Here is a 25,679-nt window from a genome sequence, read left to right as displayed (position 1 = left end):
GGAACGACAATGTGCTGCTAGGCTCCGGACCAGAGTATCCCAGGGTAGATTGGCTCGAATCCCATCCGGCTCCGGCTTCTCCCCGGTCGGCTGGCCTTCGCCGCCAACCGCAGCATATGACGACATGGTCACGTTAGACACTAAGCAATACCTCACGCATGCCCGCTTGCACCGTGCTGCAGCGGAACGACAATGTTTGTCTTGTCCGGGCGCGGGAAGGGCCGGATCACATTTGCCAGAACGTCTTCGCGCGAGCCGAACGAATGGAGCATCCCGTTCGACAGGACGAGTACCTGATCGATGTTGACGAGAGCGGAGGGGCGATGCGCAACGACGATCACGATACCGCCGCGCTGACGCACTGCCAGGATTGCGCCGGCCAAAGCAGCATCACCGTCTGCATCCAGATTGGAATTTGGTTCGTCAAGAACGACGAGGAATGGATCGCCGTAAAGTGCCCTGGCAAGCCCGACGAGCTGCCTCTGCCCAGCCGAAAGGGCCGCGCCGCCTTCTCCGATGCGTGTTTGAAAACCCTGCGGAAGACGCATGATCATCTTGTCCACGCCCGCAGCCTTGGCAGCTGCCAGCACGCCTTTTGCGTCGCGCTTGCCGCCGAACCTCGAAATGTTGTCGGCGATCGTCCCGTCGAACAGCTCAACGTCCTGCGGAAGGTAGCCAATATGAATGCCGAGCAGTTCTGAATTCCACTGATCGAGCGAGGCGCCGTCCAGTCTTACCGTGCCACGAAGCGGCTTCCATGCCCCGACCAAAGCGCGCACGAGCGTGGTCTTGCCGGAGCCGCTCGGGCCGACGACCGCCAACCCTGCGCCTCTCGCCAAGTGGAAGCTTACATTGAAGATGGTGGGCTTCTGCAGGCTTGGTGGCGCGACGGTTAATTCCTCGACCGCAAGCTCAGCCTTCGGGCCGGGCAGTTCCATTGGCTCTTGCTGGCTATCAAAAGCATCCAGGGCTGCCGACAGCTCGGTATAGCTTTTGCGGGTTGCCAGAAACCCTCTCCAGTTTGCGATCGCCACATCGACCGGCGCCAGCGAGCGGCCCAGCAATATGGACGATGCAATGATCACGCCAGGCGAGGCCTCGCCGCCGATCACAAGGTAGGCACCAAGCCCTAGCACACATGATTGCAGGGCCATTCGGAGCGTCTTCGACAGTGAGCTTGCTGCGCCGACGACGTCGGAGAGCCGTTCCTGGTTCTTCAGATAAAGATGACTGACCTCGTTCCAGCGCCGGCTAAGCGGGGCGGAAAGGCCCATCGCCTGAACAACCTCTGCGTTGCGGCGGCCGGAGTCGGCCAGAAGCCGCTGCGCTACGAGTGTCTCAGATGCACGAGCCGCAGGTTTGCGGCCGATGATCTCGGCAACCACCGTCAAAAACACAACGGCACATGCGCCGAGCGTTGCCAGCACGCCAAGCGCGGGGTGCAGCAGATAGATGACCACCATATAAAATGGTATCCAGGGAGCGTCGAATAAGACTGTCGGCCCGAGCCCGGAAAGAAAGCCACGTAGCTGGTCCAGATCACGAAGCGGGTGTACCCGGTTCGCATCCGGCCCGGCGACGAGGGGCAGGGAAAGCGAGGCTGCGAACGCTTTTTGCTGCAGATTTCTATGCAGGCGGCTGCCGATGCGGACCAACAGGCGAAGCCTCACAAAATCGAGGAGCCCATAGGCCGCGTAAAGTCCCAGCATCCCGACTGTAAATCCGACAAGAGTCGGCACGCTCTGCGAAGGCAGCACGCGGTCATAGACCTGGAGCATGTAGACGGAGCCGGTCAAGGCGAGGATATTTATCAATGCCGAGAAAACGCCTACGCCGACGAGGCCGTGCACACAGCCGAACATTGCGGAGCGGAGATCGAGCGAGCGCCCTTTGGTCGACTTCATGATGTGCGCTCGTTGACGCGAAATTGCCGCGCAATCTCGTCGATTCTTTCGATGAGGGACAAACTTTAACCTTCCGGGAAGCAGCAGCCCCGCCCCGCTGCTGGAAACATTACGAATTGCTTACATACGTGCCTTCTTTGATTAAAATGTAGCAAAATCGTGACGCCAGGCTGAGAATTCGGCAACCGGCTCGCTAGGCTGGGGATAACCGGGTCGAGTAAGGAGATATTCCTAATCATGACACGGCGCAGAAGCTTATGGTCATCTTTGTAGCATCAAGGCTTCAAAGCGTCTGGGGAGGGATCGGTTTTGATTTTGTCGATCGAGAGTTAAACGGTTTTGAGATACACTTCATCGGTACGCAATTGTCGGCCACCAACGCCGGCTAAATCGGGGAGGCGAGTGTCGTGAGCGAAGAGATCAATGTTGCCGATGCCTACGGCAGGGGGCGCAGCACCTTCATGGGATTGCAGTTGCTGGTCTCGCCCGGTGCGCTTGTTCCTCGGCCGGAAACGGAACTGCTCGGCAAGGCCGCTCTCGATGTCCTGAGCCAACTGAACCTGCCGGTGCCTCGCGTTGTCGACATGTGCTGTGGGGCGGGCAATCTGGCGTGCGCCATCGCGCACCACGCTCCCACCGCGCGCGTGTGGGCAAGCGATCTTACCGACGGATGCGTGGAGGTCGCGCGCCGCAACGTCACCCATCTTGAAATCGAGGACCGGGTAACGGTGCTTCAGGGCGACTTGTTCAGCGCCTTCTCAGGGTTGGAGCTCGACGGCACGATCGACGTGATCGTTTGCAACCCGCCCTACATTTCGGAAAAACGGCTCGAGGGCGACCGTTCGCATCTGGTCGAGCTCGAGCCGCGTGAAGCATTCGCAGCCGGCCCCTACGGCCTGAGCATCCACATGCGGGTGCTCAAGGAGGCGCCGCGCTATTTGCGGCGCGGAGGCATCCTGCTTTTCGAGGTGGGGCTTGGCCAGGACCGGCAGGTCATGAGTTTGCTCGAGCGTTCCAAGGCCTATGAGAGTATCCGGGCAGTCACCAACCAGGCCGGTGAGGGCAGGGTGGTTGTGGGACATACGAGGGCGCAGGCGTAAGCATCGCAGCCGCGGCAGGTAGACGCGCTGTCGCGGCTAGAAACGGCCGGGAAGTTGAAAACAGAGTTGCGCGAGATTTCGGGAATCAGTTTCTCTTGCGTCAGTTTCTCTTGCGCATGACGTATTGCGCAATTCCCTCGATGGAATCGAGATTCTCCGGCAGCAGCTCGCTGTCTTCGACCGTGATGCCGAAGGTCTCCTCGATGAAGCCGATAACCTCGAGCACACCCGTCGAGTCCACGATGCCCTGGTCGAGGAGCGAGGTGTCGCTCTCCAGGCTCTCGGGATCGGCTATATAGAAATTCGAAGCCAGGAAAGCGCGAATTTGTTCGCTGCAGGTATCGGTTCTATCCTTGGTAGATAACATTGATTTCGCCTCCGGTACAAAAGATGAATGCTGATCAACTTCGCCCTGGTACCGACTCATGACAGGGCCGTTTTTTTGAGCTTGCCCGTGTCGGTCATCGGCAGACTGGGTACGATGACGATGGACTTCGGAACCATGAAGTTTTCCAGCCGTCTCTGGCACTCTTTCTGCAACTGTTTTTCACCGATCATGCTTCCCTGCTCCATCACGACAAATGCCTTCACTGCTTGCCCGAGCAGCTCGTCCGGAACGCCGATGACCGCGGCTTCCCGCACGCCCGCAATGTTCATCAACACGTTTTCCACTTCCTTCGGCGCTATCTTCTCTCCGCGCGATTTTATGATCTCGTCGCCGCGACCGACGAAGTAGAGGTAGCCCTCGGCGTCCATCCGGCAGTAGTCGCCGGTGTATAGGACCTGCTCACCCGGCAGCGGGCCGGGCTTGAGCTTCCTGGCTGTCGCCTCCGGCTTGCCCCAATAGCCCTTCATCACCGTCGCTCCGCGGATGACGAGCTGACCAACGACGCCGGGGCCGACCCGCCTGTCATGCTCGTCGACAATCCACATTTCCGTATTGGGGATGGCGATCCCGACGCTCGACGGCTTTCGCTCCAGATCCTCCGGCGGCAGGTAGGTGCAGCGCTTGCATTCGGTAAGGCCGTACATCGAATAGATGCGGGCGCCAGAAAACAGCTCCTGCAGCAGGAGAATGTGCTTGAGCGGCAGGGCGGCCGCAGTGTTCGTGACGTAGCGAATACTCGAAAAATCCTGATCCCTGAGAGACCTGAGCTCCCCGAGTGCGGCGAAGATGGTCGGTACGCCGGGAAAACCCGTCACCCTTTCTTGCTTGATCAGCCCAAGGATCTGCGCCGGGAAGGCGAACGAGCGCTCAAGCACCAGCCGGGCGCCCGCGCCGAATGCCATGATCATCTGGTAAAGACCGTAGTCGAAGGCGAGCGGCAGGACATTGAGGATCACCTCGTCTTCGGCAAGCGCCAGGTATGAGGAAATCGAGGCGCACGCGGCGATCATGTTTCGATGCGTCAGCATCACGCCCTTGGGCTCGCCCGTCGAGCCGGACGTATAAATGATCGCAGCGAGATCGATGTCGATGCAGCGGCGCGCGGGCGGCGTGCTGCGGGCTGCCGCGACCGCGGCGTCCCAGCGCACAGCATGCGGCAATTCTTGCAGGTCGCTGGGTTCGATCGGCCCGGAGACGATCATGCGGCGCAACGATGGGCAATTCCGCGCCGGCTCCCTGAAAATCGAGTGCAGGTGTTTGTCGGTGATCAGTGCCGTCGGGCGGCAATCGTTGAGCAGATAATCAAGCTTGTCGCTTTTGGTGAGCGGATTGACGATGCACACCACGGCGTTGGCCTTGAGCACCGCCCAGAACGCAACGACGGCCTCGACAGTGTTGTCGGCGAAGACCACCACGCGATCGCCACGCGCAATTCCGGCATCGGTCAAATGGTGCGCTATGGCGTTCGAACGCATATCAAGATCGCCATAGGTGACACGTTGATTGCCGCACACCAGGGCCACCTTCTCGCCGAGCCGGCTGGCAGAGTGGGTGAGATAGTCGTGCAGGAGCGGTACGGCGCCATGCATCATGCGAGCACCTCTTCGCGGTGTTCGCGGTCGATATCGATGCTGAGTTTGAGCGTGCGAGCCCCACTCGGACGGCTCGCGATAAATTGCCGATGAAGAAGCTGCGTCGACAGCACCCCGACCAGCGCCATATTGTCGGAGTTGGACAGGTCGCCGTCGCCGGCGCTGGCCTGGCACTTGCTCAGGAGCCGGGTAACCGACTTGGGATCGAAGACGTTCGCTTCGCGCAGCGCCGCCTCCGAAAGTGCTTCGCGAATGTAGGCCGGAGCGCCATCTGCGACAAAGCAAAGCGCGTTGGGAGCCCGGTAAGGCTGCTTCTTGCGGGTGACGATTTCCGACGGCACGATCGGCTGCGCTACGCGCTTCAGCACATGCTTTTCATCGAGCACGCGCAGCTTGTAGGCGGCCGGAAGCGAATTCGCGAGTCTCACGAGTCCATGATCGAGGAACGGGAAGCGCCCCTCGACGGAATGAGCCATCAGCATTCTGTCCCCTTGTGAGGAAAGCAGGTATCCCGACATCAGCGTCTGAATCTCTATATACTGGTCCTGCGCAAGAGAGCCCCATCGCGAAAACTCCGGCGGCAGGCGGGCAAGCAGCTCGGACACGGCGTTGCGGCGCTCCGTTTGAGCGCGCATGTCTGCCGAAAACAGCCGCTTGATGGCGCTTGTGGTACGCCAGCGCGTGCCATGCGCAAAACCAGGCGCGTCACAGGCGTGGATGTCGCGCCCGAAGAACTGGCGTGCCATCGCCTGCTGCTGCACCGGCGAGCGGCTGAGATAGGGATAGAGGCGCTCCAGCAGCCGCGAGCGTCGCGTCGAGGCGGGCTGGCGTCCCCAGAAGCGGCGGACCTTGCCCTCGCGGAACAAATCGTAGCCGGCGAACATTTCGTCGGCCCCTTCGCCGGTCAGCACGACCTTGATGCCATGCTGGCGCACCAGTCTCGAGAGCAGGAACAGCGGCGCCGGCGCGGTCCTGAGGATTGGCCGCTCGGTGTGGTAGATCACCTCAGGGAAGATGCCAGCGATATCGCTGCGCGAAACAACCACCTCATGATGGTCACTGCCGGCCACGCCGGCAACCAGGCGCTGGAAATGCGTCTCATCATACTCGGCGTCGGCAAAACGCAGCGAGAAAGTCTGGAAGCGCTCGCCCGCGAAGCGTCTCCCCAGCGTGGCGACGAGCGAGCTGTCGAGCCCGCCGGACAAATAGCAGCCGACCGGCACGTCGGCGCGTACTATCCTGAGCGCCGTCGCGGCTTCCAGGGCGCTGCGCACTTCCTCCACCGCGTCATCAAGCGAGCCGGTGAATTCATCATCGCCGGGTCCGTCAACCTCTGGATAGTCAGGCTTCCAAAAAGCCCGCTCCCGGACGACGCCGCTGTCATAAATGCGGACATGCCCCGGCGTGAGTTCGCTTACTCCTCCAAACACGCCTTGTGGCGGCGCGACAGTCCAGAGTGTGAAAGTCTGATCGATGCCGGCTGGATCGAAGGCGCGGGGTATATCCGCATCGGCCGCGAAAATGGCCTTCACCTCGCTGGCGAAGTAAAGCCGTCCGCCATGCTCGCAAAAGTGCAGCGGGCAGATGCCGAACCGATCCCGAGACAAGACGAGACGACCTGCCACGGAGTCCCAGATGGCGACTGCCCACTGCCCATTCATTCGCTCGAAGGCGGCCTCGCCCCAGGCATGATAGGCATGGACGATGACCTCGGTGTCGCTGCGTGTGCGGAAGCGATAACCGAGCGCGACCAGATCTTGTCGCAGCTCGACGTAATTGAAGATTTCGCCGTTGAAGACGATCCACATTGTGTCGCCCGCGCCGGCGAGTGGCTGCTGGCCGCTTGCGAGATCGATGACGGACAGGCGGGCATGCGCCAATCCTGCACGTCTGTCCCGGTAAAGGCCGCGCTCGTCCGGGCCGCGATGCGCCAGCGCCCCCGCCATACGTATTAGCGCATCCCGGGAAGGGGACGCCGCTGCGGCGCTCAGCGACACAATTCCGGCGATGCCGCACATCGCCTAGCCCTCGCCCATTGAAGAGGACACCAACGGCCGCGCGTGAAGATAACGTGCGGCGCGCCGCTTGCTGTCGATATCCTTGAAAACCTTCTGGACCTGCATCACGGTGAGGCCGGTTGCCTCAGCGACGTCTTCGTCGGCGATCCCATGGTTCAAGCCGTAGAGGCACAAATCCATCAGATAATAAGGAAGCGCGAAGTAGAACTCCTCCTGACTCTGCGCCATCGAGAAGGTGTCTGTGGTGGGCGGTCTGCGCCGGACCTCTTCCTCCACCCCAAGATATTCGGCCAACTGGTAGACCTGGGTCTTGTAGAGGTGGACGATTGGCATCAGGTCGGCAATTCCGTCGCCCTGCTTGACGAAGAAGCCCTGGTCGTACTCCAGGCGGTTCGGCGTGCCCGCTACCGCGTAGTTGAGGCGGTCGGCATGGTAGTATTCGGTCATCTTGCGCAGGCGCTGCTTGTAGTTGGTTGCAGCGACGATCTGCAGATAGGCTGCCGACGGCAGGCGCACCGTGTCGGTCCTGCCCTCGGGGTCCTGAACCGTGAGGCGCGTGATGTTGAGACCGTTGCTCTCGAGAACCGAGGCGAGCACCAGCTTGCATTTCCAGCCGCCCCCATATTCGGGAACGACGGTCTGGATTGCTTCGGTCTGCCGTCTATAGGCGCCGATCGCTTCCAGGGCCGGCGTTATATCCTCCAGGATCGTTTCGATACCAAGGTGTGCGGCGACAATGCGGCCGAGCCTCAGTGAGTCGCCGGAGGAATGGCGCTCCGGCATGAATATCCCGAGGACCTTGCCTTTCCCAAAGGCGCGAACACACAACGCCGCAACGACGGAGCTGTCGATGCCGCCTGAGAGGCCGACAACCACCCCTCGACGTCGCAGCGTGCCGAAGACCTGCTGGCGCAAGATCTGGACGATGCGATCGACTTCCGCGCCAGCGTCGAGCACCAGGGCGTCTTTGCCGAATGTTGAGATCAGGTCGATGGCTTGTACTCCAGTTTGCGAGACTCGATTGGCGAATAGGTTTTCGCCACCGCTTTCTCGATAAGGGGACGATTGGTGGCGAGGTGAGGCTCTACAACCAGATCGATGTGGCTGCCGACGATCGGAATCACGTCGAGATGGGCGAAGACGCTATCCCAGCCGATTGCCAGAGGCATTCCGGGTCGAGCACAGCGGAACAGGGTGCCTGTGATCGGCAGCGCCGGCTTTGGCTCGGCCACCCACTGGAAGAAGGCTTGCGCGCGCAAAACCTCTTGCAGTTCCAGTTTGGTTCTAAAGCTCGTCGCGTTGAACTGTCCTTGAGCGAAGCGGTCGAGAAACTGGACCAGTTGTGCCTCGCGCTTCATTGCCACGGCGACTTTCGCGAGGGCGCGGCAAGCCATCCGGTAAGCGGACACGCGGTTGGTTCGGATTCGATTGACTGTGCGCGTAAACGTCTCCCAGCGGGCGCTTCGCTCCCCGACGAGGCTGGTGTCGAGGATGCCGAGGAACTTTACGGTTCGCCCCGCTGCCAGCAGCCGCGCCGCAACTTCGAAGGCAACAGCGCCGCCGAGCGAATGGCCGAGAAGTCGTACATGGCCCGAGGGTTGGGCGCGGCGGATCTGGTCGACGGCGGCGTCGGCCATATCGGCGAGGCTGTCTTGTCCGCGCAGTATCATAGCCAGGGCCGGATACCTGATCGGGGCAACACGGGTCACCTTGCCCATCGCTGCTGCAAAGGCAGCAAGGCTCGGGCCATAGCCGACGGACCCCGGGAACAGAAAAAGAATGGGAGGGTCGTGCTTCTGGGCGCGCGCGCTTTGATCGCCTGCCTGGGCGGACACGACCGCCTTGACCATTTGCTCCAGGCTCATCCCGACGGTGAAGGCCTCAAGGCCGAGTTCCTGCCCGATGGCGCTTTCGATTTCCATGACGCAGTGCAGCAGCTTCAGCGAATCTCCTCCGGCGTCATCCCAGCGTCCTGCCGCCACGCGCGTATTGAGAATGCTGGTCCATGCCCGCTGGACAACCTGCTGCGCGGTCAGCTTGCCTCGCGGCTCGAGCGGACGCGCGGTCGCCGCTGTCTCTCTGGCTGAAAGATCCATCTCTGCAAGTGTCGTGATGTCGACTTTGCCGCTCGGCAGACGCGGAATCTCGGCGATCGTGTGCAACCGCAAGGGACGCAGCGGCGGCGGCAGATTGGTCCTGACAAGCTGGCGAAGCTCGTCCGAAAAGGTCGCTTCGGCCGAGCGCCGAGGAACAGCAAAGGCGACAAGCTCATTCGCGGCCGTCACGATTGCCACGGCATCCGCGACAGAGGATGCACAACGCAGCACCCGTTCGAGTTCGGCTGGCTCGACGCGTCGACCGTTGATTTTTACCTGGCGCCCCTTGCGACCGACGATGTGCAGTAGGCCTTGATCATCAAGTCGAACGAGGTCACCTGTCGCGAAAATCCGAAGGCCTGGATCGTGCGGGTCTGATGTTGCCGGCACAACCGCCCCGTCCTCCCAATGGCCAAGCAAGACATACGGGCTCCTGATCAGAAGCTCTCCGCTGCGGCCCGGTTGAACGCGGCGGCCCGCTTCGTCGACAATTGCGAAGGTGATTCCAGGCAGCAGCCAGCCAACTGGAACCGAATCTCCATGCTCTGGCCAGTCTCGCGGCAGGAACCATTGCGAGCCGGTGGTCTCGGTTGACGAGTAACCGATCTGGATAAGGCACGTATCGGAGACGGCCTTGCGCAGCAGGGCGATGTCGGTCCAGGGCACCTTCTCGCCACCGATCCGGGCGACTCTGAGTGAATGGAACGCTTCCGCAGGTCCGTCTGCCATAAGCGCGCGAAGCAGTGCCGGCACCAGATAGGTGATTGTCACGTCTTCGGATCGCACCAGGCGTTGAACGGCGCGCAAGCCGACCGCTTCGACTTCGACCAGATGCAAGGTGGCGCCGGTGAGAAGAGCAGCAAGAATCTCCCGGCACCCGGCGATTGTGGCGGGTCCTGTCAATGGCAGGAAAACATCATCCGAGTTGATGTGGCACGCATCGACATATTGCTGGACCCGGCACAGCAAGCTGCGCTGGCTGTTAACGATGCCTTTGGGCCGGCCCGTACTCCCTGACGTATAAAGCACGATGGCGGGCGCATCGACCGAGACGGAATAAGAACGAGGCACTTGCCCAGTCTGCGAGGCCGCACTGGTCGACACATCGATCCAACTGACCAGGTGAGGCAAACCATCGGGTCGGACATTGCCCTCGCCCAGGACAGCTGAGAGCCGCGCCCCGGCCACGATTTCAAGGATACGCGAGCTAGGATCTCGCGCGTTGAGTGGCACCGAAGGCCGCCCAGCCGTCATGCTTGCCAGCATGGCAATGGGATACCAGGCCGAGTTGGCCTGAAGAATCCCTATCGCCTGTCCGTCTGGGACGGCCGCCGCGATCTGGTGGGACAGCGTCTCGACTGACCGGAGGAGCTGGGAATAGGTCAGACGATTGGCGCCGTCGCTGATTGCAAGCTTGTCGGGGTACTGGCGGACGACATTTCTCAGGTGATCGAAGGCCGCAATGTTGGTAAAATCGACGCCCAATCTTTGAAATGGGCGCAGTACGGGACCACCCTGATCCAGTGCGTATTGTGGGACACTTGACCAATTATCGGAGGTCGTTGTCTGACAATCCACCGCTAGATCCTGATCCGCGACTTCTGATCCCAAATATGCCGAAGACATGAGTTGCCTACGCTAAGATTAGGGTCACTTATCGCCCCCCGCCCCAATCTTTTCATCGATCATTCTGATGATGCCCTGATCTTCCCTCAAGGACGCTTGGTTAGTCGCTTCGCCTGTTTCGCAAGCCGCCGGCCGAGCCAATCATGCCGGGCTCGCTGGCTGTTGTGGTGCGCATGACACGGACACATACCAAGGCGGGCTCGAAGACCAAGGTGGGGTCGAAGATGGAATTGCCGCTATTCAGGCATATTGCCTATTCGGTGGTTCTTCCGGACGATACCGGCGATGCTTCGGTGTCGGAATAGCTGCCGGGGACGAAACAATAGGCATAGATCTGTCCCCGATTTTCGTCGGTCACGCGGATCCAATCCTTTTCCCACGTTCGGAAGGTAATACGCCCGCCCGTCATCATAGCTGCGGCTCTGAACGGACTCGGCGCGTTGACAACGCGCACCGAGATAACATCGTCGCCGTCCATACGCTCGACGAGATACGTCTGCATGAAAGCCTCCCCATGCCCCGCTAGATCACCCGCACTTTAACGCCGGCTAATGAATTCGGTTGCAACTACTTGGCGACACTTTGGGTCCGATACTTTCCGTACCCACCGGCAACTTGGTCCTCCGTATCCGTCAGGTTTTTCAGCGACGGGATGCCAGTTCAGGGGAAGGCAGGCTGATTGCGGCCATGCCGGCGACATGCCAATCTGCGCCGCAACGTTAGGCCCCCGCCTCCGCGGGCAATGGAAAAGGCGCTCGAATGGGCTCCTTTATGCTGTCCGTGATCTGGCATTCTGCCCGCGATTTGGCCTCATGGACGACCCTGCAGGCCTTTGCGGGAGATCCACATAGCGCGGCGTCGCCATCACCGAGGCATAGCAATGTGCGTCGGCAGAGAAATGGGACGGTTCGAGGTTTTCTGAACCTGCCTCACGACGACTGCGTCGTGTCGACGATCCGTTGGAACAGAAGGCCTGGTGCTGGAACGTCAATCGTATTTGGCCAGGAAGCGCCCGACGGCGCTGAGGCAGTCGTGCTTTTCCTCCACATGCGGCATGTGGCTGGAATTCGGGAAGACCAGGCCTTCAACGTACGGGATAAGATCCAGAAAGGGCTGGACGCAGGCCTCGGTCGCTTCGTCGTAGAAGCCGCGGAAAACCAGGGTCGGCGCCTCGATCCGATGCAGGCGGTCGACGATGGTCCAGTTCCGCATCGTGCCGATGACGTGGAACTCATTGGGACCGTTCATGGTGTGATAGACGGTCGGATCTTCCTCGATTGCCGCAAATGTCCGGGCGACCTCTGGCGGCATCGGAACGACGCGACAGACATGACGGTCGTAGAAAGCCTTCGTCGCCGCAACATATTCGGGGTGATCGGTGGTTCCCGCCGCTTCGTGCCGGTCGAGCGCACTTTGCACATCGGCTGGCAACTCGGCGCGCAATTGCCGGGCTCCTTCCACCCACAGCGCCATCGAGGCCAGCGAATTGGCCAGGATCAATGCCTTGAGCCCCTCAGGGCGGCGCACGGCGTGCTCGGCCGAGAGTATGCCGCCCCAGGACTGGCCGAGCAGTGCATAATGGCCGGCAATGCTGAGATGGGCGAGCAACGCATCGAGTTCGCCCAGGAAGAAATCGACGGTCCAGAAGTCGCCGCCCTTGTCCGGCAGATGGGTCGATTTGCCGTTGCCGATCTGATCGTAGTGGATGACGGCTCGCCCGGTTCCGGCAAGCTCCTTGAATGAGTCCACATAGTCGTGGGTGCAGCCCGGTCCACCATGAGCGACGACCAGGGGCAGCTTGCCCGACACGATGTCCCCGGTCACACGGTACCAGGTGCGATAGCCCTTGTAGTCGCTAAATCCTTCGGTGATCGCATGTGCCGTCACAGTCCAAGCTCCGCATCATGGCGCGGCAGGAGCCACTTTGGTGCACCCCTCCCAAGCCTTGTTTGCGGCCGACGGTACTAAGCGGCCCAGCGCATTTACAGCTAGCACTATTTATAGGTTCGCCGGTTATGGGTTCGCCCGAGGCAAGGCCGATCGCCCGCAGGTCGCGAGCCTCAATGCTCCGGTTCGAGCAGCCGGTAATGGGCGGCGAGCGCGATGGCATGGAAGCGGTTGCGCGCGCCAAGCTTTCGCGTCGCCGCGTTGAGGTGCAGCGTTGCGGTAGGCACCGCGCGGCCAATCTCACGCGCGACCTGCTTGGCCGTCAGTCCGGCAGCGGCCAGGCGCAGGCACTGACGTTCGCGCGACGTCAGATGGACATGTTGGCAGGTGCGGATTCCGGCGTCGAAACCGGCGTAGGCGGAGTCATGCAGCAGATGACCCAGATCTCCGATCTCGGCGATCAAGGGTCTGGCTTGGAGCTCGAACCCGGCCTCCGGATCGGCACGGATCGCGGTGAAGGTGGCGAGATCGCCGCCGGCAAGGCGAATGGGTACGGTGACGCCGCAGGTCATCCTGGTGTCAAGCAAATAGCTGACCACAGGATCGTGCTTGGACTGGAGCACGCGCTGCATGACGGTGCTCTGAACGCCGCTGTGCGACCAGAGAAACGGTCTCGATACGGTGAGCGCGGCCTCCTGCACCGGGTCAAGCTGATAATATCCGCCCTTGCACCAGAGATCCTGCATATCGCGCGGCACGTTGCGCAGAGCCATCAACGAGGGCGTGATCAGCTCGCCCTTGTGACTGACCGGCACGGGCGTATAGTCGTAGATGAATGCGGTGAAACCGATGGGCTCCAGCACCTCCGTTGCCACCGCCATGGCAGCGTCGATGCTCATTCCGGTTTGGAACCGGCTCTCTAGATCGCCTGGAAGGCTTTGCATCGGGCAAGCTTACCCGCTGATGATTGCTTGTCAAATAGCCATGTCGGCCGGCTGCTCAACAAATAGGCGGGGATAAGCCTGTCCGACCCTATCTATCTTAATAGCTATCCCGTCCGGCTTCGCTCGCCGTAGTCTTTTGCGATTGGGCCAAGTAGCGGACACCGTTCGCAAACCCAGACTGTTTCAGTCGCGCAATGGTCGATCGACCGGGTTCAGCGCGGCAAAAGCCGACACGCCTCCATGAGGGAACAAATATGCGACCCCAAAAAGCATTTGCAGCGTTGATACCCTGCCTGGCTCTGCTCGGCGTGACCATGATGTCGCCGGCAAGCAGTGCCTTGGCCACCGAGGGCAAGCCAGGCGGCACACTCCGACTGCTGGCCAATGCCGCGGCAGGTACCGCCGATCCGCACATCAACTACACGCTGCAGTATTTCCAGATCAATTATGTCCTCTACGATGGCCTGGTGACCTACAAGAAGGCCGGGGACAAGACCGGCTTCGAAGTCGTCGCGGACCTGGCGGAAAGCCTCCCGCAGGTCGAGAACGGCGGCAAGACCTACGTCTTCAAGCTGCGCAAGGGCATCAAATTCGCGGATGGCTCGGATGTCACCACGAAGGACGTGGTGGCTTCGTTCCAACGCATCTTCAAGATCAGCGGGCCGACGGCCGGGACCTTCTACAAAGGCATCGTCGGCGCGGATGCATGCTTGAAGGTCCCCGCTGCATGCACCCTCGAAGGTGGCCTGTCGGTCGACGATGCGGCCGGAAGCATTACCTTCAACCTGGTCCAGCCGGATGCCGAGTTCCTGCAGAAGCTGGCCGTTCCACACGCGTCGATCCTGCCGGCGAGCGCGCCGCTGAAGGACGCCGGCACCGATCCGATCCCGGGTACCGGATCGTACATGATCGCCAGCTACGACCCCAACAAGCTAATGAAGATTGTGCGCAATCCTCACTTCAAGGAATGGAGCAAGGAAGCGCAGCCGGCCGGATATCCGGACGAGATCGACTATGAATTCGGCCTTACCGACGAGGCGGCGGTGACGGCGGTCGAGAATGGCCAGGCGGACTGGATGTTCGACCCACCGCCGTCCGACCGTCTCGCCGAACTCGGCACCAAATATGCCGCGCAGGTCACGGTTCACCCGCTGACGGCAATGTGGTATGCGCCGATGAACACCAATCTGGCGCCGTTCAACGACATCCGCGTTCGCCAAGCCGTGAACTTCGCGATCGACCGCGCCGCGATCGTCAAGCTGTTCGGCGGCAGCAATCTGGCGCAGCCGGCCTGTCAGATCCTGCCGCCGGGCTTCCCGTCATTCGCAGCCTATTGCCCTTTCACCGCCAATCCAGGTGAGAAGTGGTCGGCGCCGGATATGGACAAGGCCAAGCAATTGGTCGCGGAATCGGGAACCGCAGGTCAGGAGGTGACGATCATCACCGAGGACACCACGGTCTCCAAGGCGATCGGCGTCTACCTGCAGGATGTGCTCAACCAGCTTGGCTACAAGACGTCGGTCAAGCCGATCTCGCAGAACATACAGTTCACCTACATCCAGAACACCAATAACAAGGTGCAGATTTCGATCTCGCAATGGTTCCAGGATTACCCGGCGCCATCGAATTTCCTGCAGGTCTTGTTCAGCTGTGCCTCGTTTACGCCGGGCTCCGACGCCTCGGTCAATATTTCGGGGTTCTGCGACAAGTCGATCGACGCATCGATGGACGAGGCAGAGGCAGCCACCATCGCCGATCCGGCCAAGGGCGCGACACTCTGGACCGCCATCGACAAGGCTGTGACGGACAAGGCTCCGGTCGCTGTCCTGTTCACGCCAAAGCGCGTCGATGTGATCTCTTCCAGGCTGAAGAACTTCACCTTCAGCCCGCAATTCTACTGGATTGTCAGCCAGTCCTGGGTGGAATAGCCGACCGGAGCCAATGCGACGGAGTGCCGCTGGCTCTCCGTCGCATTTCCTTTTCCGGCGGATCAGCACATCTTCCAGGCCGCGATTTTTCCCAGGCAATCCTGTTCATGGTCAATGTCATTGCGGACCAGCCTGCCATCCCGGTTCGCCGGGCCACCGATGGCCCGTGGCGCACCGCTTGGCGCAAGCTGAAAGGCGATCGTTCGGCAATATCTGCCTTCGCCGTGCTCGTCGTCATCGTGATCGCCTCGCTCGCGGCGCCGCTTTATGCGCGATACGTCTCCGGCACCGATCCATTTGTGACCAATCTCAATGGCGAGATCGTCGTCGATGGGGTGACCCAGCCGGTGCTGCAGCCCTCCACCGAAGGCCTTGGCCTCGGCATGACGCCGGTCGGGCCGACCTGGCGCATCGGCCCCTATATGCTCGGTGCCGACAACCAGGGCCGTGACGTCGCGGCGCGGCTGCTCTACGGCGGACGGGATTCGCTGTTGATCTCGGGTGCTGCAGCCGTGCTGTGCCTTGTCCTCGCGACATTCCTGGGGGTCGTTTCCGGCTTCTTCGGCGGCATCGTCGACATCGGCCTGTCGCGCATTCTCGACGTGCTCTGGGCTTTTCCGATTTTCCTGTTGGCGATTTCGTTGTCGATCGTGCTGATTGCGCAGAGTATCCAGATCGGTCCGTTCGAAATCCGCTCCGGCAGCCTGTGGCTACCGGTCTTCATCATCGGCATCGTCTATGTGCCCTATGTGGCGCGGCCGATCCGCGGCCATGTCCTGACCTTAATGCATGCCGAATTCGTCACCGCTGCGATCGGCCTTGGCGCATCGCCCTGGCGCATCCTTTTGCGCGACATCATGCCCAATGTGGTGACCCGCATCATCGTTTTCGTGCCGTTGATCCTGGCGCTCAACATGATGACGGAATCCTCGCTGTCGTTCCTGTCGATCGGCGTGCAGCCGCCGGATGCCAGCTGGGGCACGATCATCCAGGACGGCCAGGGCCTGCTCTATTCGCGGCCGGTCGTGGCACTGGCGCCGGGGCTAGCCATTGTGATCACGGTGCTGGCCCTAAACATTCTGGGCGACGGCGTGCGCGACGCGCTCGATCCGAAATCCTCGCCGAGGGGCGTCTAGTGGTTGCCGCGCTCGGCTTCCGGCTTGGCCAGATGGTGCTGGTTATGTTCGGTATCAGCGTCGTCGCTTTCCTGATCTTCTTTGCGACGCCTGGCGCTGATCCATCGGCGCGCATTGCCGGCCGCAATGCTTCGCAAGAGACGCTGATCCAGGTGCGCCACGATTTCGGTCTCGACCGGCCATTGCCGGTGCAATATGGGCTGATGATGAACCGGCTTTTCGTCAGCCGCGATCTCACCTCCTTCGTCAATCGCGGGCAGCGCGTCATCCCGACCGTGATAAGCGCCATTCCCGTGACGCTGTCGCTGGTCGGCGGCGCGGCAGTGCTGTGGGTGCTCGGCGGATTGATCGTCGGTGTGATCGCAGGCGCAACGCGCGGTACATTCATTGATCGCGCGCTGATGATCCTGAGCCTGGTAGGCGTGTCGATCCCGGTCTTCTGGCTGGGCGAGGTCGCCAACCTGCTGACGCAAAGCCGCTGGCACGACAGCTGGCTGTTTTCCTGGGTTCCTCCGCTCGGCTACATCCCCCTGACCGAGAATCCCTGGGGCTGGTTCAAGGCGCTCGTCATTCCGTGGTTCACGCTGGCAACCCTTTATGTCGGCCTCTACGGCCGGGTGCTGCGGGCAAGCCTGATCGAGATGATGCAGGAGGATTTCATCCGCACCGCCCGAGCCAAGGGGATCGGCGAGCGGCGGGTGGTGCTGCATCATGGCCTCAGGACCTCGCTGGTCGCATTTGTTACCATGTTCGGCCTCGACTTCGGTGCCCTGGTCGGTGGCGGCGCGCTGCTGACCGAAGTGGTCTTCGGACTGCAGGGCGTCGGAAAACTGACCTACGAGGCGCTGCAGACGCTCGATCTGCCGATGATCCTTGCCACGGTGATCTACGCCGCCTTCTTCGTGGTGATGGCAAACTTCGTCGTCGACGTGGTCTTCGTCTTCATCGACCCGAGGGCTCGCGATGTCGGCTGATGCTCCTCTTCTGGTGGTCAAGGACCTCACCGTCTCCTTCCGCAGCGACGAGGGCCTGGTGCGCGCGGTGGGAGGTGTTTCGTTCTCCGTCGAGCAGCGCGAGATCGTCGGTGTGGTCGGCGAATCCGGTTCGGGCAAAAGCCAGACCTTGCTCGCCATTATGGGGTTGATCGACAGCCCCAACGCTATCGTCTCCGGTTCCATCCGTTTCATGGGACAGGAGCTGATCGGGCTCAAGCGGCGTGCGCTCGATGCCATTCGCGGCCGCCAGATCGCGATGATCTTCCAGGATCCGATGTCTGCGCTCACCCCGGTGCATACGATCGGCAACCAGATCGGCGAGCAGGTCCGCGCGCATGAAAAAGTGTCGGCGAAAGCGGCACGGGCGAGGGCCGTGCAATTGCTGGATGCGGTCGGCATCGCAAATCCGGATCGGGTCATCGACAGCTACCCGCACCAGCTTTCCGGAGGTATGCGCCAGCGCGCGGTGATTGCCATGGCGCTCTCGTGCAACCCGGCGCTGCTCGTCGCGGATGAACCGACTACAGCCCTCGATGTTACCGTGCAGGCGCAGATCCTCGAACTGATCGGACGATTGCGCGACCAGTTCGGTTCCGCTGTGATCCTGGTCACGCACGATCTTGGCGTCGTCGCCGAAGTCGCGGACCGGGTACTGGTGATGTATGGCGGACGCTTTGTCGAGGAGGGCGGCAAGAGCAGCGTGTTCCGGGCGCCGCTGCATCCCTACACATGGGGCTTGTTCGGCTCGATCCCGCCGATGGAGGGACCACGTTCAGCCCGGCTCGCTGCCATTCCGGGAATTCCGCCGTCGCTCTCCAACCTGCCGAAAGGCTGCGCCTTCAGCCCCCGCTGCGCCTTTCGCCATGACGCCTGTTTGGTTCAACTGCCGATCATGCAAGGCGAGAGGCATCGCGCCGCGTGCCTGTTGCCGGAGCCTACGCGCAGACAATTCGCTGCCCAGAGGCCTGGCGGCGTGGTGGAGATGCAACGATGAATGCCATGCCACGCGAACGTCCGCTGCTTCGTGCCGGCGACCTGTCGAAGCGCTATAGCGTCGGCCGCTCGATCTTCCCGGCGCAGCGCCGGACCGTGCATGCGGTTGATACGGTGTCGCTCGACATCTGGCCCGGGGAGACCCTCGGCATCGTCGGCGAGTCCGGTTGCGGCAAATCCACGCTTGGCCGGTGTCTGGTGCGTCTGACCGAAATCAGCTCGGGGTCGCTGGAATTCGAGGGCCGCGACATCAGCGACGCCTCCCAGCGCCAGCTTCGTCCGTTGCGGCGGCAGATGCAGATGGTCTTTCAGGATCCCAGCGCTTCGCTCAATCCGCGCCGGCGGGTCGGCGATCTGCTGGCCGATCCGTTCCGCATCCATGAACGCCTCTCGGCATCGGAAATGGCGGACCGCGTGGCCGAGCTCCTGCGCCGGGTCGACTTGTCGCCCCAGCACGCATCGCGCTACCCGCACGAATTCTCCGGCGGCCAGCGCCAGCGTATCGGCATCGCCCGCGCGCTGGCGCTGCGGCCACGGCTGATCGTGGCCGACGAGCCGGTCTCGGCGCTCGACGTGTCGATCCAGGCGCAGATCGTCAATCTGCTCGCCGACCTGCGCGAGGAGTACAACCTGACTTATGTGTTCATCGCTCACGACCTTTCCGTGGTGCGTCAGATCTCGAGCCGTGTGGCGGTGATGTATCTGGGATCGATCGTGGAGAGCGGACCGACCGACGAGGTCTTTGCGGCGCCCAGACATCATTACACCGCGGCGCTGCGTTCCGCCGTGCCGATACCCAGCATCGACCGGGCGCGGCGCGGCCGGCTGGTGCTCAAGGGTGACCTGCCCAGCCCGATGAGCCCACCCTCAGGGTGCCGGTTCCACACCCGTTGCCCAGCTGCCACCCCGATCTGCCGCAGCGACCGTCCGCTTCTCCAAAGCATTGGCGAGGGCCGCCTGGTTGCTTGCCATCATCCAGCCGGCGGTTGACGAGGGAATTCTCGTTCAGCGATATCGGATCAGGACCGTTCAGCCGTAATCGTCGCTTCGGCGAGAATAGAGGCCGATCTGGACGCCGCACGATCCGACGCTATGACGATGATCTTCGGAATACCCGTTCAGGCGTTCCTCGGCCAATTGCTGGTCGGCCTCATCAACGGCTCGTTCTACGCAATGTTGAGCCTGGGCCTGGCTGTCATATTCGGCCTGATGCGCGTCATCAATTTTGCCCACGGCGCGCTCTATATGCTCGGCGCCTTCGTCGGGTACCTGCTTCTCACCCGGTTTGGCATCGGCTACTGGCCGGCTCTGATCCTGTCGCCGCTGATCGTCGGCGGCTTCAGCGTCGTGGTCGAGCGCCTGGCGCTGTCGAGGCTTTACGACATCGACCCGCTCTACGGGCTGCTTTTCACCTTTGGCCTCGCGCTCGTGCTCGAAGGGGTGTTCCGTTACTACTATGGCGTATCGGGAAGTCCTTATTCCGTGCCGCCGCTGCTCTCCGGGGGAACCAATCTCGGCTTCATGTTCCTGCCTAATTACCGCGGCTGGGTGGTGGTCGCCTCGATGATCGTCTGTTTCGGCACCTGGGCGCTGATCGAGAAGACCAGGCTGGGCTCCTATCTGCGCGCGGCGACGGAGAACCCCGGCCTGGTGCAGGCTTTCGGCGTCAACGTGCCGTTGCTGCTGACCCTTACCTACGGCCTCGGCGCCGCTCTTGCCGGGCTTGCGGGGGTTCTCGCCGCGCCGATCTATCAGGTGAGCCCGCTGATGGGATCTGACCTCATCATCGTCGTCTTCGCCGTCGTCGTGGTCGGCGGCATGGGATCGATCCTCGGGGCGATCGTCACCGGTTACATGCTTGGCCTCGCCGAAGGCCTGACCAAGGTCTTCTATCCCGAAGCCTCCAATCTGGTGGTCTTCGTCATCATGGCAATCGTGCTTCTGGTCCGGCCAGCCGGCCTGTTCGGAAGGGATGCCTGAGATGGCCGAACTGACACTTCGCGAGACGCGTGCCAAGAATTCGGCACGGCTTGAATGGGCGCTGGTCGGGCTCGGCATCCTGGCGCTGCTGGTGGCGCCTTTCTTCGTCTATCCGATCTTCCTGATGAAGATGCTGTGCTTTGCGATGTTTGCCTGCGCGTTCAACCTTCTGCTCGGCTACACCGGGCTGTTGTCCTTCGGCCATGCGACATTCTTCGGCGGGGCGGCCTATTTCACCGCATACGCGGTCAAGGTCTGGGGCTGGCCGCCGGAAGCGGGCATCCTGCTCGGTGTCCTGGGAGCTGCGCTGCTCGGCCTTGTGATGGGCTTCTTTGCCATCCGCCGGCAAGGCATCTATTTCGCCATGATCACGCTGGCGCTGTCGCAGATGTTCTTCTTCTTTTGCGTGCAGGCGCCGTTCACCGGAGGTGAGGACGGCATCCAGGGCATGCCGCGCGGCAGGCTGCTTGGAATGCTCGACCTGAACGTCTCGATGAACATCTATTATTTCGTGCTGGCGGTCTTCCTGATCGGCGTGTTCGCCATCTGGCGCATCATCAACTCGCCTTTCGGCATGATCCTGCGTTCCATCCGGGAAAACGAGAGCTGGGCCATTTCGCTGGGCTATTCCGTCGCCAACTACAAGCTGGCGGCTTTCGTCATGTCGGCAACATTGGCCGGGCTGGCCGGCGCGCTCAAGGCGATCGTTTTTCAGTTTGTCACGCTCACCGACGTCACCTGGCAGATGTCGGGCGAGGTGATCCTGATGACGCTCCTCGGCGGCATCGGCACCATGGCCGGGCCGATCATCGGCGCCAGTCTGGTCGTCGGCCTGGAAAACACGCTCGCCACCTCGAACTTTCCGGTGACCATCGCCACCGGCCTGACCTTCATGGTCTGCGTGCTGGTTTTCCGGCGCGGTATTGTCGGCGAGGTCTTTGCGCGGTTTCTCGGGCCAAAGGGTGACGCGAAAGACTGAACGGCTCAGTTCCGCCTCGCTAGGCGATGCGCAAGCCTTGCGCGTCGAGAAGCACGCAGCCCAGCGGGTCGAAGCAGACATCGACCGCTTCGCCTTCACGCAGCGGCTGGCCGTCGATCAACGTGTTGGCGCGCACCAGCGTGCCGGCGCCGATGTCGATCTCGTAGACCGCATTGCCGCCGAGATAGGAGGTCGAGACGATCCGTCCCGCCAGCCTGTTGGTAGCACCGGCGGTACCGACGGTAAGCTTCTGCGGGCGAACGACGACGGTGACCGCGCTGCCGGTCGCGAGCGCCTTCGGCGCGGCCGCCTTTACGACATGGCCGCTGGCCAGCGCGATCGTCGCCATCTTGCCGTCCATCACTGTCACGCTGCCGGGCAGCATGTTGGCCTTGCCCAGGAAATTGGCGACGAATGCGGTGGCCGGCTGGTCATAGACCTGCGCGGGAGAGCCGATCTGCTCGATCAGGCCGGCGTTCATCACGACAATGTGGTCGGACATCGACAAGGCTTCTTCCTGGTCGTGCGTCACGAAGATAGCGGTGATGCCCGTCTCCCTCTGGATTTTCTTGATCTCGACGCGCATGTCCTCGCGCATATTGGCGTCGAGCGCCGACAAGGGCTCGTCCAGCAGCAGCACTTCCGGCTCGAAGACGATGGCGCGGGCCAGTGCGATGCGTTGCTGCTGGCCGCCCGAGAGCTGCGACGGCAGCTTTGTCTCACTGCCGGGCAGCCGCACCATATCCAGCGCCTTCTTGACCCGGCGCACGATTTCCGGTTTCGGCACGTTTCGGTATTTCAGGCCGAATGCGACGTTGTCGAAGACGTTCTTGTGCGGAAAGAGCGCGTAGTTCTGGAACACCAGACCAATGTTGCGCTTATAGATCGGGATGTCGTCGACCCGCTTTCCGCCGATCGAGATCTGGCCACCGGAGATGTCGACCAGGCCCGCGATCGATCGCAGGATCGTCGTCTTGCCGCACCCGGACGGCCCCAGCAAGGTGACGAAACTACCCTTGCGGATCGCCAGTGAAAAATCGCGCACAGCGGCGAACTTGCCGTAAAAAATATCGATGTCGCGAAACTCGACCGCAGGCTTTTCTATAGGTTGCTGCCTCTCGCTCTGGGCGAGCGGGTCGCCATCAGCCCCGGCCGAAGCCGGCCGGGGCTGCTGGTCGTGGCTGTTGTCGTCATGCACCTTTCGACACCCTGTCCCATTGCTTGGTCCAGGCGTCTTCGTTCTTCGCCCAGTAGAGCGGATCGGCGAAGGTCAGCGATTTCATCGATCCGGTCGGGTCGAAGGCCGGAAGCGCCGCGATCCTGTCGGTCAGCTTCACCTTGGTCGGGTCAAGCGACGGCGGATAGTTCTGGCCCTCGGCGACGGCGATCGAGGTGGCCGGATCCAGCATGAAGTTGATCAGCTCCTCGCATTCGGCCATGGGCGATCCCTTGAGCACTAGCATGTCCTCCATCCATGCGTATGAGCCGGCAGGATCGAGATAGCCGATCGGCTGGCCCTGCTGCTGCAGGGCGGCGACACGTCCTGACCAGGCGTCAGTGACGACGATCTCGTTTCGCGACAGGAGGTCCATGAGTTCCGCGCCGGAACTCCAGAACTTCTTGGCCAGGTCGCGGGTCTCGCGAACCTTGGCCCAGACGACGTCCATGTCCTGGATGTTGTTGGGGTCCTGTTTCGTCTGCAGCGCCGCATACCAGACGCGCGTCGTCATATCGGCGTAGCCGCCGATCTTGCCGGCATATTTCTTGTCGGTAAGCAGGTTGGCGCCCTTTTCCTTGGCTTCCTGCGGCGAGATGACCTTGTTGTTGTAGGCGATGCCGGTGGTGCCGTAATCATATGGCACTGCCGACAGCTTCGGCGTGATCTTGCGGAACGGCTCGATCATGGCGGTCAGCACATTCGCCATGTTCGGAATGTTCGCCTCATTGATCTCCGAATTGAAACCGCCATTGACGTATTTGATGTAGTAGTTGACGCCGGAAGAATGGACGATCTGGAAGTCGCCTGGTTTCGACGTCTTGATCTTGGTGATGATCTCGTTCTCGTCGCCAAAGGTGCCCTGGACGACCTTGACCTTGGACTTGGCGGTGTAAGGCTGGAACGCGTACTTATCGATCGCCTCCTGCACCACGCCGCCCCATCCGTCGAAGCGCACTTCCGAAACCGCGGCCAGCGCCCGTCCCATCCAGGGCATGGAAAGCCCGGTGGCGGCGGCAGCGGCGGCCGTCAGCGTCAGGAATGATCGCCGGCTGATGTCGCCATTGGCATAGCGTTCGTTGAGCCGTTCCAGTCGTTTGGCGGTTGTCAGTTTCATTTCCATTCTCCCATTTTCATCTTCACTTGCCTGCCTTGAACCAGGTGAGGCTTTGCAGGATGAGCCCGCCAGCCAAGGGAATGCCGACCGTCAAAAGGATCATGACGGTTCCGAGCGCGTTCACCTCAGGGCTGATCGAGATCTTCAGCATCGAAAGGATTTGCGTCGGCATGGTCTCGACGCCCGCCGGCCGCCAGAACAGGCTGGCCGAGGTGTTGTCGAACGAAATGGTGAAAGCGAGCAGAACACTGGCAAGCACTGCGGGAATGAGCAGCGGCAGCGTGATTTCGCGGAATGTCGACACACGCGGCGCCCCGAGCGAAAGCGCCGCCTCCTCATAGGAACGCTTTATGCCGATCATGCGCGCCTGGACGATCAGCACCACGTAGGGGAGCGTGAGCAGAATGTGGCCGAGCACCAGCAGCGTCATGCTGCGCGGCTGGTCGACGGCTTTGATCATGACCAGCAGGCCGACGCCGAGTATCGTTTCGGGGACCAGCGCGGGAAGAATGACAAGCGTGTTGATCGCCTGCTTGCCACGGAACTCGAAGCGCACCAGCGCCAATGCCGCCATGATGCCGAGCAGCGTCGTCACCGTTGCCGTCACCAGGGCAATCCACATCGATGTCCGGAAGGCGTCGAGAACCGGCTCGTTGGTGAGCAGCTTTTCGTACCATCGCAGGCTGAAGCCGGTGAGGGGAAAGCCGCCGAACATCGAGGCGTTGAAGGAAAGCACGACCGTGGCGAGGATCGGCGCAAACATGAAGACGTAGACGCACACCGTGATCGCGCCGGTCAGCCGCCACGCCCATCTGCCTTCGCGATCGGGATGATCCGCTCTCATGCACTGAGGCCCTTCATGATCTGCGATAGGCCCATATAGCGGCTGTAGGCGGCCGCGGCCGCGCCGAGCAGAACGAACAGGACGATGGAAAGCGTGGCGCCCATCGGCCAATTGAGCTGCCCCATGATGGTGTCGTAGATCAAGTTGCCGAACAGCGCATCGCGGCTGCCGCCGAGCAGCTGCGGCGTCACATAGGAGCCGGCCGCCAGCACGAAGCAGAGCAGCAGCCCGGCGCCCAGCCCCGGCATCGATAGCGGCAGGGTCACTTCGCGAAACGCCTGCGCGCTGGTACAGCCCATCGAGCGGGCGGCGGCGATCAGCGTGCGGTCGATGCTTTCCAGGCTGACATAGACGTTCAGGATCATATAGGGCAGCAGAAAATGCAGCAGCCCCATGATGACGGCGCCCTCGGTGTAGAGCATTGGCAACGGTTCGTTGATAACCCCCAGCCTGATGAGCACGACGTTGATCAGCCCCTGTTCGCCGAGAATATGGATCCACGAGAATGTCCGGATGGTGAAGCTGATCCAGAACGGCACGATGAGCAGCAGCAACAACAGCCATTTGTGCCTGAAGGTCGTGGCCCAGATGAAATAGGCGGGGAAATAGCCAAGGATCGCGCAGATCACAGCGGTGATGGCGCCGACGCGAACGGTCTTCCAAAGAAAACCGTGATAGTAGCTGTCGGTGAGGAATTCCTTCCAGTTGTCGAAGGTCAGCACCGCCGACTCCACCCCCGCGGTGACGAAGGTGAAAAACGTGTAGACCGTCATCATCGCGATCGGCAGCAGCAGAAGCAGGGTAAGCAGTAAAAGCACAGGCGCGACGAGAACCCAGGCCAGTCGCTGATCGTATAATTTCCACCCTTTGGTCACGACCCGTCCAACCACTTTATGTGCAAGCCGCCATCACCGGGCTCGGCTCCGGACTAGATTG

The 25,679-nt window shown here is 61.6% G+C and carries 21 protein-coding genes; 8 read left to right on the top strand and 13 right to left on the bottom strand.

Going from position 1 to position 25,679, the window contains the following annotated elements; genetic code table 11:
- Window positions 1-152 precede the first annotated feature (152 nt).
- On the bottom strand, window positions 153-1,904 hold the full coding sequence (locus NKJ20_RS19655; RefSeq protein ID WP_352449675.1) for a type I secretion system permease/ATPase: 1,752 nt from the start codon (window positions 1,902-1,904) through the stop codon (window positions 153-155).
- A gap of 407 nt (window positions 1,905-2,311) precedes the next feature.
- Here NKJ20_RS19655 and NKJ20_RS19650 point away from each other — a divergent pair, with 407 nt between their 5' ends.
- The gene (locus tag NKJ20_RS19650) at window positions 2,312-3,004 is read left to right on the top strand and encodes a N5-glutamine methyltransferase family protein (RefSeq protein WP_352449674.1); all 693 of its coding nucleotides are present in this window, start codon (window positions 2,312-2,314) and stop codon (window positions 3,002-3,004) included.
- 100 nt (window positions 3,005-3,104) lie between these two features.
- Here NKJ20_RS19650 and NKJ20_RS19645 read toward each other — a convergent pair whose 3' ends face one another.
- The 8 genes from NKJ20_RS19645 to NKJ20_RS19610 all read right to left on the bottom strand — a co-directional run bounded on the left by NKJ20_RS19645 (window position 3,105) and on the right by NKJ20_RS19610 (window position 13,510).
- On the bottom strand, window positions 3,105-3,371 hold the full coding sequence (locus NKJ20_RS19645; RefSeq protein ID WP_023675628.1) for an acyl carrier protein: 267 nt from the start codon (window positions 3,369-3,371) through the stop codon (window positions 3,105-3,107).
- Window positions 3,372-3,427: 56 nt separating this feature from the next.
- On the bottom strand, window positions 3,428-4,984 hold the full coding sequence (locus NKJ20_RS19640) for a class I adenylate-forming enzyme family protein (RefSeq protein WP_352743534.1): 1,557 nt from the start codon (window positions 4,982-4,984) through the stop codon (window positions 3,428-3,430).
- Window positions 4,981-7,002: an asparagine synthase (glutamine-hydrolyzing) gene (gene asnB / locus NKJ20_RS19635; protein ID WP_352746197.1), complete on the bottom strand. Its 2,022-nt coding sequence runs from the start codon at window positions 7,000-7,002 to the stop codon at window positions 4,981-4,983. Before asnB ends, NKJ20_RS19640 begins: the two co-directional genes overlap by 4 nt.
- A 3-nt stretch (window positions 7,003-7,005) precedes the next feature.
- Window positions 7,006-7,989, bottom strand: coding sequence for an NAD(+) synthase (gene nadE / locus NKJ20_RS19630; RefSeq protein WP_352743785.1), 984 nt, complete (start codon window positions 7,987-7,989; stop codon window positions 7,006-7,008).
- The gene (locus tag NKJ20_RS19625) at window positions 7,986-10,724 is read right to left on the bottom strand and encodes an AMP-binding protein (protein ID WP_502902818.1); all 2,739 of its coding nucleotides are present in this window, start codon (window positions 10,722-10,724) and stop codon (window positions 7,986-7,988) included. The genes nadE and NKJ20_RS19625 overlap by 4 nt, the downstream gene beginning before the upstream one ends.
- A gap of 253 nt (window positions 10,725-10,977) precedes the next feature.
- Window positions 10,978-11,226: a hypothetical protein gene (locus NKJ20_RS19620; RefSeq protein ID WP_156937305.1), complete on the bottom strand. Its 249-nt coding sequence runs from the start codon at window positions 11,224-11,226 to the stop codon at window positions 10,978-10,980.
- A gap of 485 nt (window positions 11,227-11,711) precedes the next feature.
- On the bottom strand, window positions 11,712-12,611 hold the full coding sequence (locus NKJ20_RS19615; protein ID WP_352746191.1) for a proline iminopeptidase-family hydrolase: 900 nt from the start codon (window positions 12,609-12,611) through the stop codon (window positions 11,712-11,714).
- Window positions 12,612-12,784: 173 nt separating this feature from the next.
- Entirely contained in the window at window positions 12,785-13,510 is a 726-nt protein-coding gene (locus NKJ20_RS19610) for a LuxR family transcriptional regulator (protein WP_352501376.1), read from the bottom strand.
- Between the two features lie 299 nt (window positions 13,511-13,809).
- Between NKJ20_RS19610 and NKJ20_RS19605 the strand changes: the two genes are divergently transcribed.
- From NKJ20_RS19605 to NKJ20_RS19575, 7 genes are all read left to right on the top strand, one after another.
- The gene (locus tag NKJ20_RS19605; RefSeq protein WP_352746189.1) at window positions 13,810-15,483 is read left to right on the top strand and encodes an ABC transporter substrate-binding protein; all 1,674 of its coding nucleotides are present in this window, start codon (window positions 13,810-13,812) and stop codon (window positions 15,481-15,483) included.
- 107 nt (window positions 15,484-15,590) lie between these two features.
- Window positions 15,591-16,619 (top strand): ABC transporter permease, encoded by a 1,029-nt coding sequence (locus tag NKJ20_RS19600; protein WP_352449667.1) that lies wholly within the window; start codon window positions 15,591-15,593, stop codon window positions 16,617-16,619.
- Window positions 16,619-17,593 (top strand): ABC transporter permease, encoded by a 975-nt coding sequence (locus NKJ20_RS19595; RefSeq protein ID WP_023675638.1) that lies wholly within the window; start codon window positions 16,619-16,621, stop codon window positions 17,591-17,593. Before NKJ20_RS19600 ends, NKJ20_RS19595 begins: the two co-directional genes overlap by 1 nt.
- Entirely contained in the window at window positions 17,583-18,608 is a 1,026-nt protein-coding gene (locus NKJ20_RS19590) for an ABC transporter ATP-binding protein (protein ID WP_352449666.1), read from the top strand. Before NKJ20_RS19595 ends, NKJ20_RS19590 begins: the two co-directional genes overlap by 11 nt.
- Entirely contained in the window at window positions 18,605-19,597 is a 993-nt protein-coding gene (locus tag NKJ20_RS19585) for an ABC transporter ATP-binding protein (protein WP_352449665.1), read from the top strand. Before NKJ20_RS19590 ends, NKJ20_RS19585 begins: the two co-directional genes overlap by 4 nt.
- A 102-nt stretch (window positions 19,598-19,699) precedes the next feature.
- Window positions 19,700-20,587 carry a branched-chain amino acid ABC transporter permease gene (locus tag NKJ20_RS19580; protein WP_352746181.1) on the top strand — a complete coding sequence of 296 codons (888 nt, stop codon included), beginning with the start codon at window positions 19,700-19,702 and terminating at the stop codon, window positions 20,585-20,587.
- A 1-nt stretch (window position 20,588) separates the two neighbouring features.
- Window positions 20,589-21,566 carry a branched-chain amino acid ABC transporter permease gene (locus tag NKJ20_RS19575; protein WP_352746178.1) on the top strand — a complete coding sequence of 326 codons (978 nt, stop codon included), beginning with the start codon at window positions 20,589-20,591 and terminating at the stop codon, window positions 21,564-21,566.
- A gap of 19 nt (window positions 21,567-21,585) precedes the next feature.
- Here the strand turns inward: NKJ20_RS19575 and NKJ20_RS19570 are convergent, their stop codons facing one another.
- Genes NKJ20_RS19570 through NKJ20_RS19555 form a run of 4 tightly spaced genes read right to left on the bottom strand, consistent with a single transcriptional unit; the run spans window position 21,586 to window position 25,618 of the window.
- The gene (locus NKJ20_RS19570) at window positions 21,586-22,764 is read right to left on the bottom strand and encodes an ABC transporter ATP-binding protein (protein WP_352746176.1); all 1,179 of its coding nucleotides are present in this window, start codon (window positions 22,762-22,764) and stop codon (window positions 21,586-21,588) included.
- Complete coding sequence (locus tag NKJ20_RS19565) at window positions 22,757-23,899, bottom strand: extracellular solute-binding protein (protein WP_352746173.1); 1,143 nt, start codon at window positions 23,897-23,899, stop codon at window positions 22,757-22,759. The genes NKJ20_RS19570 and NKJ20_RS19565 overlap by 8 nt, the downstream gene beginning before the upstream one ends.
- 22 nt (window positions 23,900-23,921) lie before the next feature.
- Entirely contained in the window at window positions 23,922-24,743 is an 822-nt protein-coding gene (locus NKJ20_RS19560; RefSeq protein ID WP_352746172.1) for an ABC transporter permease, read from the bottom strand.
- The gene (locus tag NKJ20_RS19555; protein WP_023675645.1) at window positions 24,740-25,618 is read right to left on the bottom strand and encodes an ABC transporter permease; all 879 of its coding nucleotides are present in this window, start codon (window positions 25,616-25,618) and stop codon (window positions 24,740-24,742) included. Before NKJ20_RS19555 ends, NKJ20_RS19560 begins: the two co-directional genes overlap by 4 nt.
- Window positions 25,619-25,679: the final 61 nt, after the last annotated feature.

This window comes from Mesorhizobium sp. M0185 (genome assembly GCF_040322175.1).
Taxonomy (GTDB): Bacteria; Pseudomonadota; Alphaproteobacteria; order Rhizobiales; family Rhizobiaceae; genus Mesorhizobium.
The sequence above is the reverse complement of the archived record's forward strand: the minus strand, read 5'-3'. Positions and strand labels throughout refer to the sequence as shown.

Coding starts and splice junctions, on each gene's coding strand:
- NKJ20_RS19610 (WP_352501376.1), bottom strand. CDS start 13,510: ATGAGCATCGACGCTGCCATGGCGGTGGCAACGGAGGTGCTGGAGCCC.
- asnB (WP_352746197.1), bottom strand. CDS start 7,002: ATGTGCGGCATCGCCGGAATTGTGTCGCTGAGCGCCGCAGCGGCGTCC.
- NKJ20_RS19565 (WP_352746173.1), bottom strand. CDS start 23,899: ATGAAACTGACAACCGCCAAACGACTGGAACGGCTCAACGAACGCTAT.
- NKJ20_RS19590 (WP_352449666.1), top strand. CDS start 17,583: ATGTCGGCTGATGCTCCTCTTCTGGTGGTCAAGGACCTCACCGTCTCC.
- NKJ20_RS19600 (WP_352449667.1), top strand. CDS start 15,591: ATGGTCAATGTCATTGCGGACCAGCCTGCCATCCCGGTTCGCCGGGCC.
- NKJ20_RS19585 (WP_352449665.1), top strand. CDS start 18,605: ATGAATGCCATGCCACGCGAACGTCCGCTGCTTCGTGCCGGCGACCTG.
- NKJ20_RS19655 (WP_352449675.1), bottom strand. CDS start 1,904: ATGAAGTCGACCAAAGGGCGCTCGCTCGATCTCCGCTCCGCAATGTTC.
- NKJ20_RS19605 (WP_352746189.1), top strand. CDS start 13,810: ATGCGACCCCAAAAAGCATTTGCAGCGTTGATACCCTGCCTGGCTCTG.
- NKJ20_RS19560 (WP_352746172.1), bottom strand. CDS start 24,743: ATGAGAGCGGATCATCCCGATCGCGAAGGCAGATGGGCGTGGCGGCTG.
- NKJ20_RS19625 (WP_502902818.1), bottom strand. CDS start 10,724: ATGTCTTCGGCATATTTGGGATCAGAAGTCGCGGATCAGGATCTAGCG.
- NKJ20_RS19575 (WP_352746178.1), top strand. CDS start 20,589: ATGGCCGAACTGACACTTCGCGAGACGCGTGCCAAGAATTCGGCACGG.
- NKJ20_RS19620 (WP_156937305.1), bottom strand. CDS start 11,226: ATGCAGACGTATCTCGTCGAGCGTATGGACGGCGACGATGTTATCTCG.
- NKJ20_RS19640 (WP_352743534.1), bottom strand. CDS start 4,984: ATGATGCATGGCGCCGTACCGCTCCTGCACGACTATCTCACCCACTCT.
- NKJ20_RS19580 (WP_352746181.1), top strand. CDS start 19,700: ATGACGATGATCTTCGGAATACCCGTTCAGGCGTTCCTCGGCCAATTG.
- NKJ20_RS19645 (WP_023675628.1), bottom strand. CDS start 3,371: ATGTTATCTACCAAGGATAGAACCGATACCTGCAGCGAACAAATTCGC.